This window comes from Burkholderia vietnamiensis LMG 10929, from assembly GCF_000959445.1.
GTDB lineage: Bacteria > Pseudomonadota > Gammaproteobacteria > Burkholderiales > Burkholderiaceae > Burkholderia > Burkholderia vietnamiensis.
In genome coordinates this window covers 616,087-634,880 of record NZ_CP009630.1, presented here as the reverse complement: position 1 = coordinate 634,880, position 18,794 = coordinate 616,087, and the positions used below count along the sequence as shown (strand labels likewise).

The following is an 18,794-nucleotide window of genomic DNA, read 5'->3' as shown; positions in this document are numbered from 1 at the left end:
GCAGCCATTCGTGGCCCCACCATTCTACGATGACCATCATAGGATGGTGGGTGTGCATGACAGTGATGCCTATACGTTTGAACAAGACGGTTGGTACAGACTTTTTTGTGCAGGTACAGGCTTTTTTGTACAGGTACAACCTTTTTTGTTCAGGTACAGACTTTTTTGTGCGCCGTTAACGTCGCCGACGTGACGACATCTCTTACTCCACCGTCACCGACTTCGCCAGATTCTACGTTCCGCCTTCATCTGACTGAAAAGCGTCACGAACGCGTCCTGGAAGTCTTCGAAGACCACGGCGACAATTTACTTTAACTATCAATATAGAATCTCAATACATTTTTTCAACTTTTTGGTCGATGCATCATAAGCTTCGAGGCCATCTACAGTCGCGGCACGAGCCCGACAGACTTTATCGTCGCCCGACAGACTTAATTGTTTCCCATCATCGATCAACCCCACTCCCGCCAGTGCCACCGTGCATATCGTCTTTTTCCGATATATGATTCGGTCAACGGCGATACTCGTTGTGCTCCGGTTTTTCCGCCCGAACATCTGACCCTTGCCATGCCGACCGAACTCGACATCGATGCGATCCTGAAAGCGCTCTCGAATCCCGTGCGCCGGGAGATTCTCGTCTGGCTGAAAACGCCCGACGTGCATTTCCCCGCGCAGACGCTGCCGTACGACCACGGCGTCTGCGCCGGGCAGATCGACGCGCGCTGCGGGCTGTCGCAATCGACCGTCTCCGCGCACCTCGCGACGCTGCAGCGCGCGGGGCTCGTGACGTCCACACGGATCGGTCAGTGGGCGTTCTTCCGGCGCAACGAGGCCGTCATCGAGGCGTTTCTCGACGCCGTACGCCGCGAACTCTGACCCTGCGGACCGGCCGCCGCACGCGAAGCGAAGCGACGGCCTCCCGCCCATCGTGAAAAGGTTATCTCCATGCCTACCCTGTTCGACCCCGTTACCCTCGGCGAGCTGACGCTGCCGAATCGCATCGTCATGGCGCCGCTCACGCGCGCCCGCGCCGGCACGACCCGCGTGCCGAACGAGCTGATGGCGCGCTACTACGCCGAACGCGCGTCGGCCGGCCTGATCATCAGCGAGGCGACGTCGGTCACGCCGCAAGGCGTCGGCTACGCGGATACGCCGGGCATCTGGTCCGACGAACAGGTCGAAGGCTGGAAGCGCGTGACGCAGGCCGTGCACGCGGCCGGCGGCCGCATCGTGCTGCAGCTGTGGCACGTCGGCCGGATCTCCGACCCGATGTTCCTGGACGGCGACCTGCCGGTCGCGCCGAGCGCGATCGCGGCAGGCGGCCATGTGAGCCTGGTGCGGCCGGAGCGCCCGTTCGTGACGCCGCGCGCGCTCGAACTCGACGAAATTCCGGGCATCGTCGCGGCCTACCGCAAGGGCGCCGAAAACGCGAAAAAGGCCGGTTTCGACGGCGTCGAGATTCACGGCGCGAACGGCTACCTGCTCGACCAGTTCCTGCAGGACAGCACCAATCGTCGCACCGATGCGTACGGCGGCCCGATCGAGAACCGCGCGCGCCTGCTGCTCGAAGTGGTCGACGCGGCGATCGACGTGTGGGGCGCGGGCCGCGTCGGTGTCCATCTCGCGCCGCGCGGCGACGCGCACACGATGGGTGACTCGAATCCGGCTGCAACGTTCGGCTACGTCGCGCGCGAACTCGGCCGCCGCAAGATCGCGTTCATCTTCACGCGCGAGTCGTATACGGGCGACCAGTTGAGCCCGCGCCTGAAGGAAGCGTTCGGCGGCCCGCTGATCGCGAACGAGCAATTCACGCCCGACTCGGCACGGCAAGCGCTCGCCGACGGCAGCGCCGACGCGATCGCGTGGGGCAAGCTGTTCATCGCGAACCCGGACCTGCCGCGCCGTCTCGAACTCGGCGCACCGCTGAACAAGCCGGTGCCGGAGACGTTCTACGCGCAAGGCGAGACGGGCTACACCGACTATCCGGCGCTAGACGACGCAGCCTGACGGCGCGGACGTTCACGCGCGCACGTCGGCGCGCATGAACACGCGGCGCGTCTCGTCGAGCCCGCGCTCGACGTGATGCGCGCGAATCGCGCGCAGCGCGGCGTCGAGCGCTGCGTCGTCGATCACACGAAAGCCGACGCGCGCGTAGTACGGCGCATTCCACGGCACGTCGCGAAACGTCGACAGCACGACCTCAGCGAACCCGTCGCGCGCGGCGCGCGTCATGATCCGCTCGATCAGGCGCGCGCCGATGCGCTGCCCCGCATGCGACGGCGCGACGTCGAGTTCTTCCAGGTAGAGCCGCCGCGCGTCGAGCAGCCGGTAGAACGCGAAGCCGACGCACGCGCCCGTTTCGTCCGTCGCGACATACGCGTGGCCCGCGTCGATGCGCTCGCGCACGGCGCCCGCATCGGTCGGCTCGCTTTCGGCAATGTCCGGCATGCCGATGAACTGAAAGCGCCGGGCAGCGGCCACTTCGACGGCGGCCATCGCGGCCGCGTCTGCGCGCGTGGCGCGGCGAATCCGGATCGATACTGTCATCACGGCAACTCAGGCAGACGGAAACGGCCGTCACTATAATCGAAACTTCATACCTTTCGAACGCCCCCTTCCGCCAGAGGTTCGCCATGACGTTGTCCGCGCTCGCCGTGTTCGCCTTCGCCCTTCTCGCCCTAGCCGGCACGCCCGGCCCGAGCGTCGCCGCGCTCGTCGCGCGCGTGCTGACGAACGGCGTGCGCGACGTGCTGCCGTTCCTCGCGGCGATGTGGATCGGTGAAGCGCTGTGGCTCACGCTGGCCGTCGCCGGGCTGTCCGCGTTCACGCGCACGTTCGAAAGCGGCCTGCTCGTGCTGAAGCTCGTCGGCGTCGCGTATCTGCTGCTGCTCGCGTGGAAGATGTGGCGGGCGCCGACCGACACGAAAGCCGCCGACCTGCCGCGCGGCCAGTCGCCGTGGCGCATGTTCGCGGCCGGCACGCTGGTCACGCTCGGCAACCCGAAGATCATGCTGTTCTATCTGGCGTTGCTGCCGACGATCGTCGATCTGACGCAGGTCGGCGTGCTCGCGTGGGGCGAGCTGGTCGGCACGATGCTCGTGATCCTGATCCTGACCGACTGCTTCTGGTCGCTGCTCGCGCTGCGGGCGCGCGCGTTCCTCACCTCCGCACGCGCGAAGCGGATCGCGAACCGCACGAGTGCGACCGCGATGGCCGGCGCGGCGGTCGCGATCGCGGTGCGGTGACTCGCCCTCGCCGGGCATGACGAACGGCGACAGGCTCCAATCGGAAGGTCCGTACGATCGGACACGCGGGCCAGCACGTCGCATGCACTCGCCTCACCGGAGGAGTCCATCATGAAGCACTGGCTGTCCGCTTCGCTGCTGTGCCTGTGCGCGACGCTCGCGCAGGCGGCCGGCGTCAAGTTCGCCACGATTCCTGCCGATGCATCCGGCCCCGAACTGCACGCGATCATATGGACGCCCTGCGCCGATGCCGCGCAGACGCTGACGGTCGGCCCGTACCTGCTGCAAGGCCGGCGCGACTGCGCGACCGTCGGCGACGCGCTGCCGCTGGTCGTGATCTCGCACGGCCACGGCGGCACGTATCTCGGCCACCACGATCTGGCGGAAACGCTCGCCGATGCGGGCTACGTCGTCGCGGCGATCAATCATCCGGGCGACACGTTCGCCGACATGAGCCGCGCCGCCGACGCGCAGGAATTCTTCGAACGGCCGACCGACATCAAGCGGCTCGTCGACTACATGCTCGGCCCCTCGGCCGACGCCGCACGCATCGACCCGGCGCGGATCGGCTTCTTCGGTTTTTCGCGCGGTGGCTACACGGGCCTCGTGCTGGCGGGCGGCAACCCCGATTTCGCGCATGCGCCGGTCGCATGCACGAACCCCGCGTGGCGCATCTGCAAGCAGATTCACGACGAAAGCATCACGCGCCAGCCGTTGACGCACGACGCGCGCGTCAAGGCTTACGTGATCGCCGATCCGCTCGACGAATTCCCGAGCGCCGCCACGCTGACCAACGTGCACGCGCCGATCCAGCTATGGACCTCCGAATTCGGCGGCGACGGCGTCGAGCCGCACACCGGCCCCGCGCTGGCCAAGTTGCTGCCCGCGCGCCCCGAACTGCACGTGGTGCCCAATGCGGGGCACTTCGCGTTTCTCGCGCCGTGTCCGCCCTCACTCGCGCAGCACGCGCCGGCCGTCTGCACCGACGCGAAGGGTTTCGATCGCGTGGCGTTCCATGCGACGCTCGACGCGAGCGCGCTCGCGTTCTTCAACGCACACATGCGCTAACAGCCGCTCGGCGCGCACGGCCGCGCAACCACGAAACCGTTGCACGCGACCAGCGCGCGCACGAGCGCCCAGTCGTCGTCATCGCAGAAGTCGAGCAGCATCGCGCCGCACGGGCCGGGCCGTTCGCGCAGGTGTTGGGCGAGCCGCGCATGGATGCCCTGCACGCGGCCGTCGCCGCGCGCGACGATCGACGGATTCGCGCCCATCCCCGTACCGCTGCAGAAGTTGATCGCCCAGCGGCCGCTTTGCGGCGACGGCATGCCGGTCAGCAGCGCTTCGATCACCCGCCACTTGTACTGGATCGACCCGACGACGGGCACCCGGTATTCGTCCTGGATCACGAACGACGCATCCGGATGATCGATCGTGAAGGTCGCGTTGTCGGGCCACGCGCTCAGGTCGATGCCGAGCGGCCGGCCGCTGCGAAACCGCCGCAGCAGCACGATCGCGCCGCGCACGTCGCCGAGCGCGGGTAGCGCGCGACCCGCATGCCAGCGCAGTGCCGGATGACGCGCGCGATGCGCGTCGAACGTGGCATCGAAGCCGCGCGTGCACGCGTGCGCGGGCCATTCGTCCTTCACCGACATCACGATGCATTCGCGCGGATGCGCGGCGAGAAACCGCGCGCAATCGGCGAGCACGTCGTCGAACGACATGCCGAGCGCGATCGCGCCGTGATGAATGTCGAACGTGTCGCAACGATGCCGGCAGCGGATGTCGAGCAGCCGCACGCCGTGCGCAAGCTGCGCAGCGAGCGGCGCGCGCTGCGTGCGCACGAGCGGATCGTCGACCGTATACGCACAGGTGTCATGGCTGCCCGGTAGGGTCAGCGTATGCAGCGGCCGTGCGTCGTCGAGCGCCGACATCCAGTCGGTCAGCGGTGCGGGCGTTTCGTGTGTCGAGAGGAACATGTGTCGATGATCGGCAAGGAAAGGAAAACCTGGGTCACGGCGTCGGACGTCGCCGCGCGCGCCGGCGTGTCGCGCTCCGCGGTGTCGCGCGCGTTCTCGTCGACGGCGAGCATCGCGCCCGACACGCGCGAACGCGTGATGGCCGCCGCGCGTGCGCTCGGCTATCAGGTCAACCTGATCGCGCGCGACATGATCACGCAGCGCAGCAGCATGATCGGCGTCGTGACGGCTGGTTTCGAGAACCCGTTGCGCGCGCGGCTGCTGTCGGACCTGATGGCCGTGCTCGGGCAGCGCGCATTCACGCCGCTCGTGACCAACGCCGACGACCCGCAGCAGCTCCGGCAAGCGCTCGAACGGCTGCTCAGCTACCGCGTCGCCGGCCTCGTGATGACGTCCGCGTCGCCGCCGCTGTCGGTCGCTCGGCAGTATCTCGCGCACCGGATCCCGGTCGTGATGATCAACAGGGAAGCGAATCTGGCCGGCGCGGACGTCGTCGTCAGCGACAACGCGGCCGGCGCCGCCGAGGCCGCGCAGCGTCTCGTGCACGCCGGAGCACGCCGGCTCGCGTTCGTCGGCCCGCATACCGCGAGCTTCAGCGCGCGCTCGCGCGCCGACGCGTTCGCGCACGCGCTGCAACGCGGCAACATGTCCGGCGCGACGCTCGCGAGCGTGATCGATACGGCATCCGACACGCATGCGTGCGGCCTCGACGCCGCGCAGCAGCTGTTCGCGGCCGACCACCGCCCGGACGGCGTGTTCTGTTCGTCCGACCTGCTCGCGCTCGGCGTGATCGACGCCGCGCGCGCTGCGTTCGGCCTGCGCGTGCCCGACGACGTCCGCGTGATCGGCTTCGACGACATCCCCGCCGCCGCATACGACGCGTACCGGCTCACGACGCTGCGCCAGGATACGCAAGGTCTCGCGCACGCGGCCGTCGACCTGCTCGCCGACCGGATCAGCGCATTCGACGGCGCGTCGCGCACGCGCGTCGTGCCGGTCACGCACGTGGTGCGGCACAGTTGCGCGTGACGCGCGCCGTCACTTCAGCCCGCCCGCGAAGCCGCGCAGCAGGTAGCGCTGCACGTAGCCGGCCATGGCGAGCGTCGGCAGCGACGCGAGCAGCCCCGCGCTCATGAGGTCGCCCCAGTCGATGCCGTTCTCGGTCACGTAGCCGGCGATCGCGAGCGGCAGCGTGAAGCGGCTTGGCGTCGACACGAACAGCAGCGCGATCAGGAATTCGTTCCATGCGGCGATGAACACGAAGATCGCGGTCGCGATCAACCCCGGCGCGCACAGCGGCAGCACGATCTGCACGAGCCGGCGCGCGAGCCCCGCACCGTCGATGCACGCGGCCTCCTCGTATTCGAGCGGCACGTCGCGCACGAACGCGAGCAGCATCCAGATCGCCATCGGCAGCGCGTACAGCTGATACGCGAGCATCAGGCCGGGCGTCGAGTCGAGCAGATGCAGGCGCTTCGCGAGCGCGAACAGCGGCACCGCGATCGTGATCGGCGGCATCAGCTTCAACGCGAGCACGAGCATCAGGAACAGCACGTCGAGCCGCGCGGGAAATCGCAGCCGCACGAGCGCGTACGCGGCCGGAAACGCGAGCACCAGCGCGAGCAGCGTCGTGCCGAAGCCGACCAGCAGCGAATTGGCGAGCGGCGCGCCGATGCCGTTCGACCATACCGATGCAAAATGCTCGAGCGTCGGCGCGGCCGGCCAGATCCGCAGCGGATGGTCGAGGCGTTCGAGCGTCGGCATGAACGCGGCGCCGGCCATCCACAGACACGGCAGCAACAGCAACGCGAGCGCGACGAGGCGCAGCGCCCACGGCGCCGCGTGCGCGAGCGCGGCGCCCGCGCGCGCAGGCGCGCTGCCGACGCGTTGCGGCGTCACGCGCGCCGCTTGCGAACCGTTTGCCATACGTATCCCGAGACCAGCAGTGCGGACGCCGCGAGCATCAGCACCGACGCGGCGCTCGCCGTTCCGACGTCGAAAAAGCGGAAGCCCGTGTCGTAGATGTAGGTCGACAAGGTCTGCGTCGCGTTGCCGGGGCCGCCGCCCGTCAGCGCATAGACCTTGTCGAACAGCTTGAACGTGTCGATCGAGCGCAGCAGCAGCGCGAGGCCGATCTGCGGCGCCGCGAGCGGCAGCGTGATGTCGCGCAGGCACTGCCATTCGCTCGCGCCGTCGGTGCGCGCGGCTTCATAGAGCTCGTGGGGAATCGATTGCAGCCCGGCCAGCACGATCAGGAACGCCATCGGCGTCCATTGCCACACGTCGACCAGCGCGAGCGACCACAGCGCGAGATGCGGATCGGACAGCCAGCGCACGCCTTCGATGCCGAACACGGCGAGCAGCGCATTGAGGAAGCCGTCGAAGTTCAGCCAGTTGCGCCAGATCGCCGAGCACACGAGCGTCGACAGCATCATCGGCAGAATCGCGAGCGGCAGCGCGATGCGCCGCCCGGGGAAAGCGCGCACGAACAACAGCGCGAGGCCGAAGCCGAGCGCCACTTCGGCGAGCGACGCGACGATCGTGAACCGCAGCGTATTGCCGAAGCCGGCGGAGAAGGCGTCGTCGCCGAGCACCGCGCGATAGTTCGCGAGCCCCGCGAACGCGCGGCGGCCCGCCGTATAGTCGACGCGGCAGAACGAGTCGACCAGCACCTGCGCGACCGGGTACAGCGCGAGCGCGGCCAGCACCAGCAGCGCGGGGCCGAGCAGCGCGACGAACGGCAGACTGCGGACCAACGGCTTGACGCGCGCGACGCCGCCGCGCGCATGGACGCGCGCCGTCACTTGCCGGCCGCGGCCATCGCCTGCGCGATCTTCTGCTGTGCCTGGCGCAGCGCCGCCTCGGGCGCGGCCTGCCCGGTCAGCGCGAGCTGCAGTTGATCGCCGAGAATGCTCTCGACCTGTTGCCAGTCCTTCACGCGCGGCCGCGCGCGGCCCGCTTCGAGCGCCTTCAGTTGATCGGGATACCAGCGATACTGGCGCACCAGCGCCGGATCGGCGAACACGCTGCGGCGCGTCGGCGGAATGCCGAGCGCCGCGAGCCGCGTCTGCGTGTCGCGCGAGCTCAGGTACGCGAGGAAGTCCTGCGCGAGCTTCGCGTGCGGCGCATCCTTCGGAATGCCCATCTGCCAGATGCCGAGCATCGGCGCGGGGCCGGCCGTCTGGCCGGGCGGCGGCTGCAGCGCGATCTGCCCGGCCACGCGCGACTGCTTCGGATCGTCGAGCGCCGGAATCCACGCCGGCCACACTTCGATCGACTGCGCGGCGGCGCCGCGTTGCAGCGCGTCGCGCACTTCGGCGGCGCCGTACACGTCGACGTCCTTCGGCGCGTACGCCTTCAACGCGACGAAGGTCTTCAGCGCGGCCTGCGCCTCGCGCGAATCGATCGTCACGTTGCCGGCGCGATCGAACACGTCGCCGCCGTACGCCCACAGGATCGGCAGAAAGCCGGTCACGATCGGATTGCCCTTGGTGCCGCGAAACACGACGCCCGACATGCTGCGGTCCGCCGCGCCGACGGTCTGTGCGATTTTCAGCACGTCGTCCCAGTTGCGCGGCGGCTGCAGGCGGTACTTCGCGAGCAGATCCTTGCGGTAAGCGAACATCTCGACGTTGCCGACGATCGGCAGCGCGTACAGCGCGCCTGACGCATTCCGGCCGAGCGCGACCGCGGACGGCACGAGGTCCGCGTCGGCGAGCGCCGCGGGCAGCGGCTTCAACCAGCCGTTGCCGATGAATTCGGGCGCCCACGTGTCGTCCATCATCACGAGGTCGTACGTGCCGGTGCCTTCGCGCATCGACAGCTTCAGCTTCTGGTACAGGTTCGCGTTCGGCAGCTTGAGCAGCTCGATGTCGGTGCCCGGATGCAGCTTGTTGAAACCGGCGACGGCGTCGGCGAGCCCCTTGCCGTAGATGTCGTCGCGGCCCGCGATGACGAGATCCGCCGCGAAGGCATGCGAAGCGGCAACGGACAGCGTAACGGCGGCGGACAGCGCGCGCAGACGGCTCAGCAGGGTCATGTGGTCTCTCTCGTTCGGCGTGGTGGCAGGTCGGCCTCGGGCTGCACACGTGTGCAGCGATGGCTGTGCTTCCGGCGATCTGAAGCGACCGCCATTGTTCACGTCGATCGTTACGGATTGATGGCAGCTGGACGGCGCGGGACGAGAGACGGTGTGCCAGCGAGAGATCGCGGGCGGGGTTGGCGCGCTCGACGTCGCGGCTCGGGCCGCTGCGAGCGGCGCTGCCGGAATCGGGCTACCGGTGTGCCGCAGCGAACCGGTAAGCAGGAGTGGGGATTGGAGATTGGCCGGCGGCTGCGGATCGCGATGGCGCCAGCCGCCGCCGTGTCGCAATTCGTGACGGACGAGCTGCGGCACCGGCAGCCCGGTGGCCCGGCGATGCGCGTGCCGCTGCGCGCTGCGCGCTGCGCCGCATCGGCGTCGGCGTCGGCGTCGGCGTCGGCGTCGGCGTCGGCGTCGGCGTCGGCGTCGGCGTCGGCGATTATCGGTTCGGGTTCGCGGCGAAGGTGTCGCAGGCGCTCACCTGACCCGACTCCATCCCGCGCCGCAGCCAGTACACGCGCTGCTCGCTGGTGCCGTGCGTGAAGCTCTCCGGCACGACGTAGCCCTGGCTCTGCTGCTGCAGCCGGTCGTCGCCGATCGCAGCGGCCGCCTTCAGCCCCTGCTCGAAATCGCCGGGCTCCATCAGGTGCTGGTTCGCGCGCTGCGCGTTGTTCGCCCACACGCCCGCGAAGCAGTCGGCCTGCAGTTCCATCCGCACCGACAGCGCGTTCGCGCGCGTCTGGCTCGAACGCCGGCGCGCGGCATCGACCTTGTCCGAAATGCCGAGCAGGTTCTGCACGTGATGGCCGACTTCGTGGGCGATCACGTAGGCCTGCGCAAAATCGCCGCCCGCACCGAAGCGCTTGCGCAATTCGTCATAGAAGCCGAGGTCGATGTACACCTTGCGGTCGGCCGGACAATAGAACGGGCCCATCGCGGTCTGGCCGGTGCCGCATGCCGTCGGCGTCGAATTCGTGAACATCACCAGCTTCGGCGGCTCGTATTGCGCGTGCAGCTGCGTGCTGAACACGCCCGTCCACGTGCGCTCGATATTTCCGAGCACCTTGCGCGTGAACAACGCGCCCGCATCGTTCGCCGGCGCGCCCTGATGCTGCGTGGGCGCCGGCTGCGTCTGCTGCTCGCGGCCCTGCAACGCCGACGCGCCTTGCAGCACGACGCGCGGATCGATCCCGAAGAAATACGATACGGCCAGCGCGACCACGATCGTGCCGATGCCGATCGTCGCGCGCCCGCCGCCGAAGCCGCCGCCGCGTCGATCCTCGACGTTCACGCTTTCTCTTTCGTCGTCCAGCCTCATTGCTGGCTCCTCCCTGTCTTGTCGAATCCGTGCCGTTCGCGCAACGGGCAGTGCGCCGCCGTTGCACGAGGCTTCGGCGCACGCGATGCAGGCGCATCGGCTGTGAGTTGGCGGCAGCGGCGCTGTCGGCGGTTGCGCGCTGTGCGGCGCGCCGCCGGGTGTTGGCGATGGCGTCTGCACTGGCCTTGGCACCGGCCTTCGCGCTATTTTGCCGGGGCTTTTACGACTTGTCGCAAAAATACGGAGGATAGAGCGATTCGGTGCAGGACATCGTCAGCCTTTGCAAAATGGCGCGTCTGGCCGCCGGTCAGGCCGGCAGCGGCAGCCCGCTTGGATCGTGCGGGCGATCGCATTCATCCTTTCCGCGGATGCCGGCGTACGACCGCGCCGCGTACGGTGACGAGGCAAGGCATCTTTGCGGAGCAACGCATGAGCTATGTGCGTCCCCGCATGATTGCGGTCACCGGCGCGGGTGCCGGCATCGGCGCTGCGCGTGTTCGCCGCTTCGCCGCGAGGGGCGACCGCGTCGTTCGTAGCCGGTGCGCCGCGCGTCGCCGATGGCGGCGCATGGATCGTGGACGTGTCGACGCTCGCGTTCGAATACGCCTACCGCACCTGGATGCGCGCCGCGCGTTCGGTCGGCGCGGGGTGGCAGCTGTTCACGGGGTGCGTGGGGTTCGTTATGTCCGTTCGCTCGATCGGTTCGCTCGGTGCCGCACGTTCGTCTGTTCTCCGTATTCGGCGCCTTCCTCGCGTGGCCTCCGACCGCCGCCTCCGTTCACGACAAGCAGCCGAGCCCCGCCAGCGTCGTCTCCACCGCTGTGTCGAGCGGCGTCAGTGGTTCGCGCCCCAGCACCGCGGTCAGCCGCGCGTTCCCCATCCGCAGCGGTTCGCGCCACAGATACCGCATCTCGAGCATCTCGCACATCGTCGTGACGAATGGCGCCGCGGCCCATACGAGCCACCAGGGGAACTGCCGGATCGTCGGCCGCAACCCGTGCCGCTGCGCCACGCGACGGACGGCCTGCGCCAGCTGCATGCCGTCCGCGTCCCAGTGGCCGCCGAGATGGAAACGCGCGAACGGCTCCAGCGCGTCGCGCCGCTCGAGCAGTTCGACCATCGTGCGCGCGACATCCGGCAGGTATGCCCATTGATGGCCGACGCCCGGCCGCCCCGGGACGCTGATCGCCGTGACCGGACGCCCCGCCTTCACCATGCCCTGCCCGAACCAGTTGTTGCCCGCGCGGGGACCGAAAAAATCGCCGGCCCGCACGACGATCGTGCGCACGCGGTTCGCCGTCGCCGCCTGCAACCGCCGCTCCATCTCGACGCGGATCGCGCCCTTGCGCGTCACCGGCCGCTGCGGCGCGTCCTCGTGCAGCAGCGCAAACGCGTCCGGACCGAAGTTGTAGACCGTACCGGGCAGCACGATCGTCGCCTGCTCGCGCGTGGCCGCCGCGATCGTGTTGTCGAGCATCGGCAGCACCTGCGTCGACCAGTTCCGGTAACCGGGCGGGTTCACCGCGTGTACGAGCACGCTGCAGCCGCGTGCCGCACGAAGCACCGCGTCGCGGTCGAGCGCGTCGCCGCGCACCCATCCGATGCCGTCGCGCTCCACGCTCGCGGCGTCGAGACTGCGGCTCAACGCGCGCACCTGCCAGCCGGCATCGCGCAATTGCCGCGCGACCTCGCCGCCGATTCCGCCGCTCGCGCCAAGCACGAGTACCTGCCGTTGTGTCCCCGCTGCGCCTGCCGTCATGACCGCCCTCCGTGATGAACCGTTGTCGGTCGCCATTCTCGGCCGGAGCGAGCTAATAATGAATTGCCGAGCTTGAGCGACCGGCTATACATTTATGCATGACCACCGATCTGAACTGGGAACGCTACCGCACCTTTCTCGCCGTGCTGACGGAAGGGTCGCTGTCGGGCGCCGCGCGCGCGCTCGGCATCACGCAGCCGACGGCCGGCCGTCACGTCGCGGCGCTCGAGGCCGCATTCGGCCAGACCTTGTTCACGCGATCGCCGTCGGGGCTTCTCCCGACCGAGGCGGCCGTGGCGCTGCGCGGTCACGCGGAGGCGCTGCGCAGTGCGGCCGCCGCGTTCGAGCGCGCGGCTGCGAGCCACGGCGCCGGCGTGCGCGGGATCGTCCGCATTTCGGCGAGCGACGTGATCGCGGTCGAAGTGCTGCCGCCGATGCTCGCGCAATTGCGCCGCGACCATCCGGAGCTCGTGATCGAACTGGTCTCGACTGACCGCATCCAGGACGTGCTGAACCGCGAAGCCGATATTGCAGTGCGCATGGCGCCGCCTGCGCAGGATGCGCTCGTCGCGCGGCGCATCGGCGCGATCGAGGTCGCGCTGCATGCGCGCGACGACTATCTCGCGCGCAACGGCGCGCCGTCGACGGTCGATGAGCTCGCGCGTCACGCGCTGATCGGTTTCGATACGGTGACGCCGTTCATTCGCGCGGCCGGCCGCGCGATGCCGCAGTGGAAGCGCGACGCGTTCGCGCTGCGCACCGACAGCAATCTCGCGCAACTGGCGATGATCCGTGCGGGGTACGGGATCGGTTTCTGTCAGAGCGCGCTCGCCAGGCGCGATGCGCGGCTCGTTCGCGTGCTGCCGGATACGCCCGCGCTCGCGTTGGAGACCTGGGTGGTCATGCACGAGGATCTGCGCACGAGCGCGCGCTGTCGCGTCGTATTCGACGCGCTCGCAAACGGGCTGCGTGGGTATGCCGAGGGGGGCGGCGAGTAGGGTTCTTCGATGCTGCGGTACGCGTGAATGGCTGGGGCGGGCGATGCGATGCGTGCGGCGGGCGACGGAGCGGCTATTTGGGATGTGGGGCGCGGGTGTTGATGTCGAGGGATTGGGCCGCTGGCACCGCTTCGACTACTCCGGCTGCTTCGGCCGCTTCGACCGCTCCGGCTGCTTCGACCGCTTCAGCTTGGCAAGCAGCACATCGCGATACACGTCGAGCGCGGCGACGCCCTCACCCGCCCCGACGTCACATCAGCAGTTGTCGCGACAGCACCTCACGCGCCTGCGTCACCGTCTCGCGTTCGCCGGGCATCGGCGGCGTCAGAGAAAAGACCGCGTCGGGCAGCGCCGGCAGCCGGTATTTCGCCCCGAGCCGCACGAGGCCTTCGCCGATCGAAGACGCGCACAGGCAGCCGACGCCCAGCCCGGCCGCGAGCAACGACTGCAGCCCGGCGACGCCCGACGCGCTGTGCACGAGCCCGTACGGCACCTGCTGTTCATCGAGCGAGCGCACGGCGATCTGATGCATCATGCAGTCGTCCGGCAGCAGCACGAGCGGCAGCGGCTGCGGAAGCTGTTCGGCCAGCGCCGGCGCCGCGACCCACGACAGCGGCTCGCGCCGCAACACCCAGCGCGTATCAGCCGACGCAGGCCGGAACGGCCCGCGCGACAGGTGCATCACGACGCCGAGATCGATCTGCCCGCGCGCATGGGCCGCTTCGATGTCCATGCTCTTCATTGCGCTCACGTGCAGCCTCAGTTGCGGGTAGCATTCGCGCAATCGCGCGAGCAGGCCCGCCACTTCGTGCGTGCGGTAATAGTCGGTGATCGCGACGCGCAACTCGCCCTTGATCGCCTGACCGCGCACCTCGTCGAACGCCGCCTCGTTCAACGCGACGATGCGCCGCGCATGTTGCAGCAGACGCGCGCCGGCCGGCGTCGGCTCGACGCCGCGCTTGCTGCGTACGAACAACGACATGCCGGCGCGCGATTCGAGCTTGCGCACCTGCTCGCTGACCGTCGACTGCGACAAGTGCAGCAACGGCGCGGCCGCACTCAGACTGCCGGCGTCCGCGACCGCCGCGAACGTGCGCAACTGATCCAGATCGAAACCTCGCATCACGTACCCCATCCATCGAATAACCCGATGGATGCTACCACCAATTCACGCTTTTCCGAACCATGGACGATGGTCAGAATGTCGGTCAACCGCCGCGTCGCTCCATTTCGGCACCACCCGACATGCCGCGCGGCCCTCATTCTTTCGGACTTTCGTTCATGACCGACAACACACTCGCCCGTTGCGCCGCAGCCCCGGCCGGGACTGCGGCCGCAGCACCGGCACGCAGCCATCACGGCTGGGCTCTCGTCGTGCTGCTGATCGGCGCCATCCTGCCGCCGCTCGACTACTTCATCGTCAATCTCGCACTGCCGGCCATCCGCGACGGCATCGGCGCGCGGCCGGCCGAGCTGCAACTCGTCGTGTCGGCGTATGCATGCGCGAACGCGGTCGTGCAGATCACGGGCGGGCGCCTCGGCGACCTGTACGGCCGCAAGCGGATGTTCATGACCGGGATGGCGGGCTTCGTCGTGGCGTCCGCGCTGTGCGGGCTGGCCGACAGCGGCGCGGTGCTGGTCGGCGGTCGCGTGTTGCAGGGGCTGTTCGCGGCGATCCTCGCGCCGCAGGTACTCGCGACGATCCGCAGCGTGTTCAGCCCGCACGAGCAGGTGCGCGTGATGGGCTTCTACGGTTTCGTGTTCGGGCTTGCGGCCGTGATCGGTCAGCTCGGCGGCGGCGTGCTGATCGCGCTGCATCCGTTCGGTCTCGGCTGGCGCGCGATCTTCCTGGTCAATGTGCCGATCGGGATCCTCGCGCTGCTCGGCAGTTGGCGCTTCATTCCCGAAAGCAGGCCGCCGCGCGGCCAGCGCATCGACGTCCCCGGCACGGCGCTGCTGTCGCTGTTCCTGCTGATGCTCGTCTATCCGCTCACGCATGGGCGCGAAGCCGGCTGGCCGCTGTGGATGGTCGCGTGCGTGGCCGGCGCGGTGCCGATGCTCGGCGCGCTGCTCGCGGTCGAAACGCGCCAGCTCGCCGGTGGACGCGACCCGTTGCTCGACGTGCGGCTGCTGCGCAATCCGGACATCGCGCTCGGCCTCACGCTCGCGTTCCTGTTCTACATGCTCAGCGCGTTTTTCCTGAGTTACGGCATTTATCTGCAGGGATGCCTGAACTGGTCGGCGCTGCAGTCTGGGCTCGCGATCCTGCCGCTCGGCGTCGGCTTCCTGGCAAGCCCGTTGCTGATGCCGCGGCTCGTCGGCAGGTTCGGCGGCCATCGCGTACTCACGCTGGGCTTCGCGATGCTCGCGGCCGGCGTCGCGACGGCCGCCGCGCTGGCCAGCGAACACGCGCCCGGGCCGGGCTTTCATGCGGGGATCGCCGCGATCGGCATCGGGCAAGGCCTCGTACTGCCTTCGGTCGTGCGGATCGTGCTCGCGGAAGTCGACGCCGCGCGCGCCGGCGTCGCGTCCGGCATGGTGACGGCGATGCTGCAGATCGGTGCGGCGGTCGGCGCGGCGGCGCTCGGTGGCCTGTTCTTCGCGCGGCTCGGCGCGCGACCGGCGCCGCTCGCCTACGTGCACGCGTTCAGCGCGACGATGTGGGCGCTGACGGCAGTGTTCCTCGCGTGCGTCGTGTTGTCGGCAGCATTGGGGCCGCTGCAGCGGCGGACGCAGGCGCGCGCGTGACGTCAGCGACGCAGCGACGCCGGCAGCGACATGACAAACGCCGTGCACAAGCGAGCCCTTGCGCGCGGCCCGCTTACGATTGCGGCTTGGGCGGCGCGTGACGCGCTTCCCATTCGGCGAGCTCGGCGCGATAGCGCGCAAGCGCTTCGTCGTACAGGTCGAAGACGCACGGCGAGCAGCCGCTGTTGCAGCAGTCTTCCAGTTCAGGTTGTTCGGGCGGGATGGGACGCGGATCGTCGGTGGGCGCATCCGCAGCGTCAGGCTTCGTCACGGCTTCGGTCGGTTGATGTCGAACGCGGAGTATAAGGCGATGGCCGGCTGCACGCAGGCTCACGCATGCATGCAGCGTCTCGCCGGCACATCGGCCGGCAGGCGTCGCGCGCGGTGGCGCGTGCGCGTGCGCTTACGCCTGCCGTGATGCCGAAGCCGAATGCGCTCGCGTGTCGCGTCGCTACGCGACCCGCCCGCTCACCGGGATCGATGCGCCGGTGATCGCCTGCGCGTCGTCCGACAGCAAAAAGCCGATCGTCGCCGCGAGCTGTTCGGGCCGCACCCAGCGCGAGAAGTCCGCATCCGGCATGTCGGCGCGGTTCGGCGGCGTGTCGATGATGCTCGGCAGCAGCGCGTTCACCGTGACGCCGCGATCGAGCAGTTCCGCGGCCAGCGCCTCGGTGAGCCGCGCGACGCCGGCCTTCGCGGCCGCGTATGCGCCCATTCCGGCGCCGGCCTTCGACGCGGCGCCCGCGCCGATGTTGACGATGCGGCCGGCGCCGCTCGCGATCAGATACGGCAGCGCAGCCTTCGACGCGTTCAACGCGGTCTTCACGTTCAGGTCGTACATGCGGTCCCAGGTGGCTGCATCGCCGTCGGCGATCGTCTGCCACACGAACGCGCCGGCGATGTTCAGCAGCGCGTCGACCTTGCCGAATTCGCGATTGACCGTTTCCAGCGCACGCACGGCGGCCTGCGGATCGACGAGATCGATGCCGCCGATGCGCAGCGCGTCGGCCGGTATGTCGGGCAATGCCTGTGGCTCGGGCGCCGGGCCTCGGCCGATCAGCGCGACGCGGGCGCCGCGCCCGCCGAGCCATGCGGCCGTGGCGACGCCCAGATGGCCGAATCCGCCGGTGATCGCAACGGCCTTGCCTTGCAGGTCGTGTTCCATCGATATGTTCTCCTTGGTCTATGCGAGTTGAATGATGCCTGTCGAGTAATGCGCGGTGCGCAATCGATGCAGGCGCTACGCGCGATCCGGCGGGCCGGCGCTTCGACAGCGTAGCGCCGTTCCCGGCCGCATGCGCGTAGCTGAGGACCGCCGGGCGGCCTCGACACCTCCGCGCGATCGGGCAGCCACGTCGGCGCACGCACCGAGCCGCTCGGCATGCGGGCATAATGCGCGAAGCCGCTGCGCCGCACGGCGCACCGCGGCCGCGTCGGGCGCGAGAGCGCCGCGTCCGGCCCGCACGGCACCACTCCAACCTCACGCGCCCATTCCATGCAAGTACTCGTCGTCGGCACCGGCAAACTGGCCGCCGAACTGCTCGCGTCGCACCGACTCGATCCCGCCGCCTGTGACGTGATCGCGTGGCCGCAGCGCGCGCGCCCCGATACCCGCGCGATCGTCGTGCATGCGGGCTCGGGCCGCGAGCTGCCCGCCGTGATCGCGTTCTGCGATGCAACCGGCTCGCCGCTCGTCGAGCTGTCCACCGGCTCCGCGCTCGAAACCGGATCGTACGACTTCCCCGTCGTGCTGTGCCCGAACACCAACATCTTGATGCTGAAGTTCATGAGCATGCTCGACACCAGCGGCCATCTGTTTCGCGACTGCCGGATCAGCGTGACGGAGTCGCATCAGGCGAGCAAGACGTCCGTGCCCGGCACCGCGGTCGGCATCGCCCGGTCGCTCGGCGTGCCGGCGCATGATATCCGCTCGGTGCGCGACCCCGACGCGCAACGCGATGTCCTGCAGATTCCGGACGATCAGCTCGGCCGCCATGCATTCCATCGGGTCCGTATCGACGATGGCGCGTGCAGCCTCCAGTTCGAATCGCGCGTGTACGGCGCGTCGCCCTACGCGGACGGCGTGTCGCGAATCGTCGAGGCGGTGCGGCAGCACGCGCTCGAGCGGCGCCGGTACTCGGTCGTCGAGTTCATCCACAACGGCTGGCTGTAGCTGGGGCGGCGGGCGCGTCCGTGCGCTGTCGGCCGAGGCGACGGCGACGGCGGATCGATCGCGCGCAATCGCAGCCATCGCGGCGCGTCGGCATCGATTGGAGTGTGCCGGTCACCGATGTCCACACGTCGTTCGCAACGTCGATCACGACGCTCACGGAGGTCGCGCGCTCGGTGGGATCGACGTAGTCGACGAAGTACCGGTCCTCGAGCGGCCGCGTGACGCGGCACGGCGCGCGCCCGCCTGCGTCGCTCGCCGTGTCGCGCCATTGCAGCGCGCCGACCTCGAACGAATAGGCGCGCCGCACGTCCCACGCGTCGGCAAGGACCATGGCTGGCCGACGAGCGCGCGCACGGGCGCGAGTATGTTTGCGTGTGGCGCGAAGGCGTCCGCGAGCGCGCCGACCTGAAGGAATACCGGGTGCCGTCGTAGCAATTGCTTTCTCCCGCACAGCTTCCGGCCCGGCGGGCCGTCTACGCTGCTCATGTGTACA

The 18,794-nt window shown here is 69.1% G+C and carries 18 protein-coding genes and 1 pseudogene; 8 read left to right on the top strand and 11 right to left on the bottom strand.

The genetic code is table 11. From position 1 onward, the window contains the following. Window positions 1-567 precede the first annotated feature (567 nt). Entirely contained in the window at window positions 568-876 is a 309-nt protein-coding gene (locus tag AK36_RS03135; protein ID WP_011882554.1) for an ArsR/SmtB family transcription factor, read from the top strand. 69 nt (window positions 877-945) lie between these two features. After that, entirely contained in the window at window positions 946-2,007 is a 1,062-nt protein-coding gene (locus AK36_RS03130) for an alkene reductase (protein WP_014725357.1), read from the top strand. 12 nt (window positions 2,008-2,019) lie between these two features. On the opposite strand, the gene AK36_RS03125 is transcribed toward AK36_RS03130, so the two are convergent. Further along, window positions 2,020-2,547: a GNAT family N-acetyltransferase gene (locus tag AK36_RS03125; protein WP_045577833.1), complete on the bottom strand. Its 528-nt coding sequence runs from the start codon at window positions 2,545-2,547 to the stop codon at window positions 2,020-2,022. Between the two features lie 86 nt (window positions 2,548-2,633). Between AK36_RS03125 and AK36_RS03120 the strand changes: the two genes are divergently transcribed. Next, window positions 2,634-3,245 (top strand): LysE family translocator, encoded by a 612-nt coding sequence (locus AK36_RS03120; protein WP_011882557.1) that lies wholly within the window; start codon window positions 2,634-2,636, stop codon window positions 3,243-3,245. A gap of 111 nt (window positions 3,246-3,356) precedes the next feature. Beyond that, window positions 3,357-4,313, top strand: a complete 957-nt coding sequence (locus AK36_RS03115) for an alpha/beta hydrolase family protein (RefSeq protein WP_045577832.1) — start codon at window positions 3,357-3,359, stop codon at window positions 4,311-4,313. Here AK36_RS03115 and AK36_RS03110 read toward each other — a convergent pair. Beyond that, complete coding sequence (locus tag AK36_RS03110; protein WP_014725360.1) at window positions 4,310-5,224, bottom strand: phosphatidylinositol-specific phospholipase C; 915 nt, start codon at window positions 5,222-5,224, stop codon at window positions 4,310-4,312. The genes AK36_RS03115 and AK36_RS03110 overlap by 4 nt on opposite strands. A gap of 6 nt (window positions 5,225-5,230) precedes the next feature. Here AK36_RS03110 and AK36_RS03105 point away from each other — a divergent pair, with 6 nt between their 5' ends. Then, window positions 5,231-6,253 (top strand): LacI family DNA-binding transcriptional regulator, encoded by a 1,023-nt coding sequence (locus tag AK36_RS03105; RefSeq protein ID WP_014725361.1) that lies wholly within the window; start codon window positions 5,231-5,233, stop codon window positions 6,251-6,253. A gap of 9 nt (window positions 6,254-6,262) precedes the next feature. On the opposite strand, the gene AK36_RS03100 is transcribed toward AK36_RS03105, so the two are convergent. The 5 genes from AK36_RS03100 to AK36_RS03075 form a co-directional block, all read right to left on the bottom strand. Beyond that, a complete protein-coding gene (locus tag AK36_RS03100) occupies window positions 6,263-7,150 on the bottom strand; it encodes a carbohydrate ABC transporter permease (protein ID WP_045577831.1) in 888 nt (295 codons plus the stop codon). Further along, window positions 7,120-8,028: a carbohydrate ABC transporter permease gene (locus AK36_RS03095; protein ID WP_080938594.1), complete on the bottom strand. Its 909-nt coding sequence runs from the start codon at window positions 8,026-8,028 to the stop codon at window positions 7,120-7,122. Before AK36_RS03095 ends, AK36_RS03100 begins: the two co-directional genes overlap by 31 nt. Next, a complete protein-coding gene (locus tag AK36_RS03090; protein ID WP_045577830.1) occupies window positions 8,025-9,263 on the bottom strand; it encodes an ABC transporter substrate-binding protein in 1,239 nt (412 codons plus the stop codon). The genes AK36_RS03095 and AK36_RS03090 overlap by 4 nt, the downstream gene beginning before the upstream one ends. 481 nt (window positions 9,264-9,744) lie before the next feature. Next, window positions 9,745-10,623: a KPN_02809 family neutral zinc metallopeptidase gene (gene ypfJ, locus AK36_RS03080; RefSeq protein ID WP_034194287.1), complete on the bottom strand. Its 879-nt coding sequence runs from the start codon at window positions 10,621-10,623 to the stop codon at window positions 9,745-9,747. A 778-nt stretch (window positions 10,624-11,401) separates the two neighbouring features. Beyond that, window positions 11,402-12,382, bottom strand: coding sequence for an NAD-dependent epimerase/dehydratase family protein (locus AK36_RS03075; RefSeq protein WP_045577828.1), 981 nt, complete (start codon window positions 12,380-12,382; stop codon window positions 11,402-11,404). A 98-nt stretch (window positions 12,383-12,480) separates the two neighbouring features. On the opposite strand from AK36_RS03075, the gene AK36_RS03070 reads away from it, so the two are divergent. Beyond that, window positions 12,481-13,380 (top strand): LysR family transcriptional regulator, encoded by a 900-nt coding sequence (locus tag AK36_RS03070; RefSeq protein WP_045577827.1) that lies wholly within the window; start codon window positions 12,481-12,483, stop codon window positions 13,378-13,380. A gap of 250 nt (window positions 13,381-13,630) precedes the next feature. On the opposite strand, the gene AK36_RS03065 is transcribed toward AK36_RS03070, so the two are convergent. Then, on the bottom strand, window positions 13,631-14,503 hold the full coding sequence (locus AK36_RS03065) for a LysR family transcriptional regulator (RefSeq protein ID WP_011882568.1): 873 nt from the start codon (window positions 14,501-14,503) through the stop codon (window positions 13,631-13,633). Window positions 14,504-14,661: 158 nt separating this feature from the next. Here AK36_RS03065 and AK36_RS03060 point away from each other — a divergent pair, with 158 nt between their 5' ends. Then, entirely contained in the window at window positions 14,662-16,128 is a 1,467-nt protein-coding gene (locus AK36_RS03060) for an MFS transporter (RefSeq protein WP_045577826.1), read from the top strand. Window positions 16,129-16,201: 73 nt separating this feature from the next. On the opposite strand, the gene AK36_RS03055 is transcribed toward AK36_RS03060, so the two are convergent. Together AK36_RS03055 and AK36_RS03050 are read right to left on the bottom strand one after the other, a co-directional pair. Continuing rightward, a complete protein-coding gene (locus AK36_RS03055; protein WP_043292283.1) occupies window positions 16,202-16,399 on the bottom strand; it encodes an oxidoreductase-like domain-containing protein in 198 nt (65 codons plus the stop codon). Between the two features lie 180 nt (window positions 16,400-16,579). Then, entirely contained in the window at window positions 16,580-17,293 is a 714-nt protein-coding gene (locus tag AK36_RS03050; protein ID WP_045577825.1) for an SDR family NAD(P)-dependent oxidoreductase, read from the bottom strand. A 330-nt stretch (window positions 17,294-17,623) separates the two neighbouring features. Between AK36_RS03050 and AK36_RS03045 the strand changes: the two genes are divergently transcribed. Beyond that, entirely contained in the window at window positions 17,624-18,301 is a 678-nt protein-coding gene (locus tag AK36_RS03045) for a dihydrodipicolinate reductase C-terminal domain-containing protein (protein WP_045577824.1), read from the top strand. A 76-nt stretch (window positions 18,302-18,377) separates the two neighbouring features. Here the strand turns inward: AK36_RS03045 and AK36_RS03040 are convergent. Then, a pseudogene (locus AK36_RS03040) lies at window positions 18,378-18,787 on the bottom strand (MoaF N-terminal domain-containing protein); the annotation flags it as partial. Window positions 18,788-18,794: the final 7 nt, after the last annotated feature.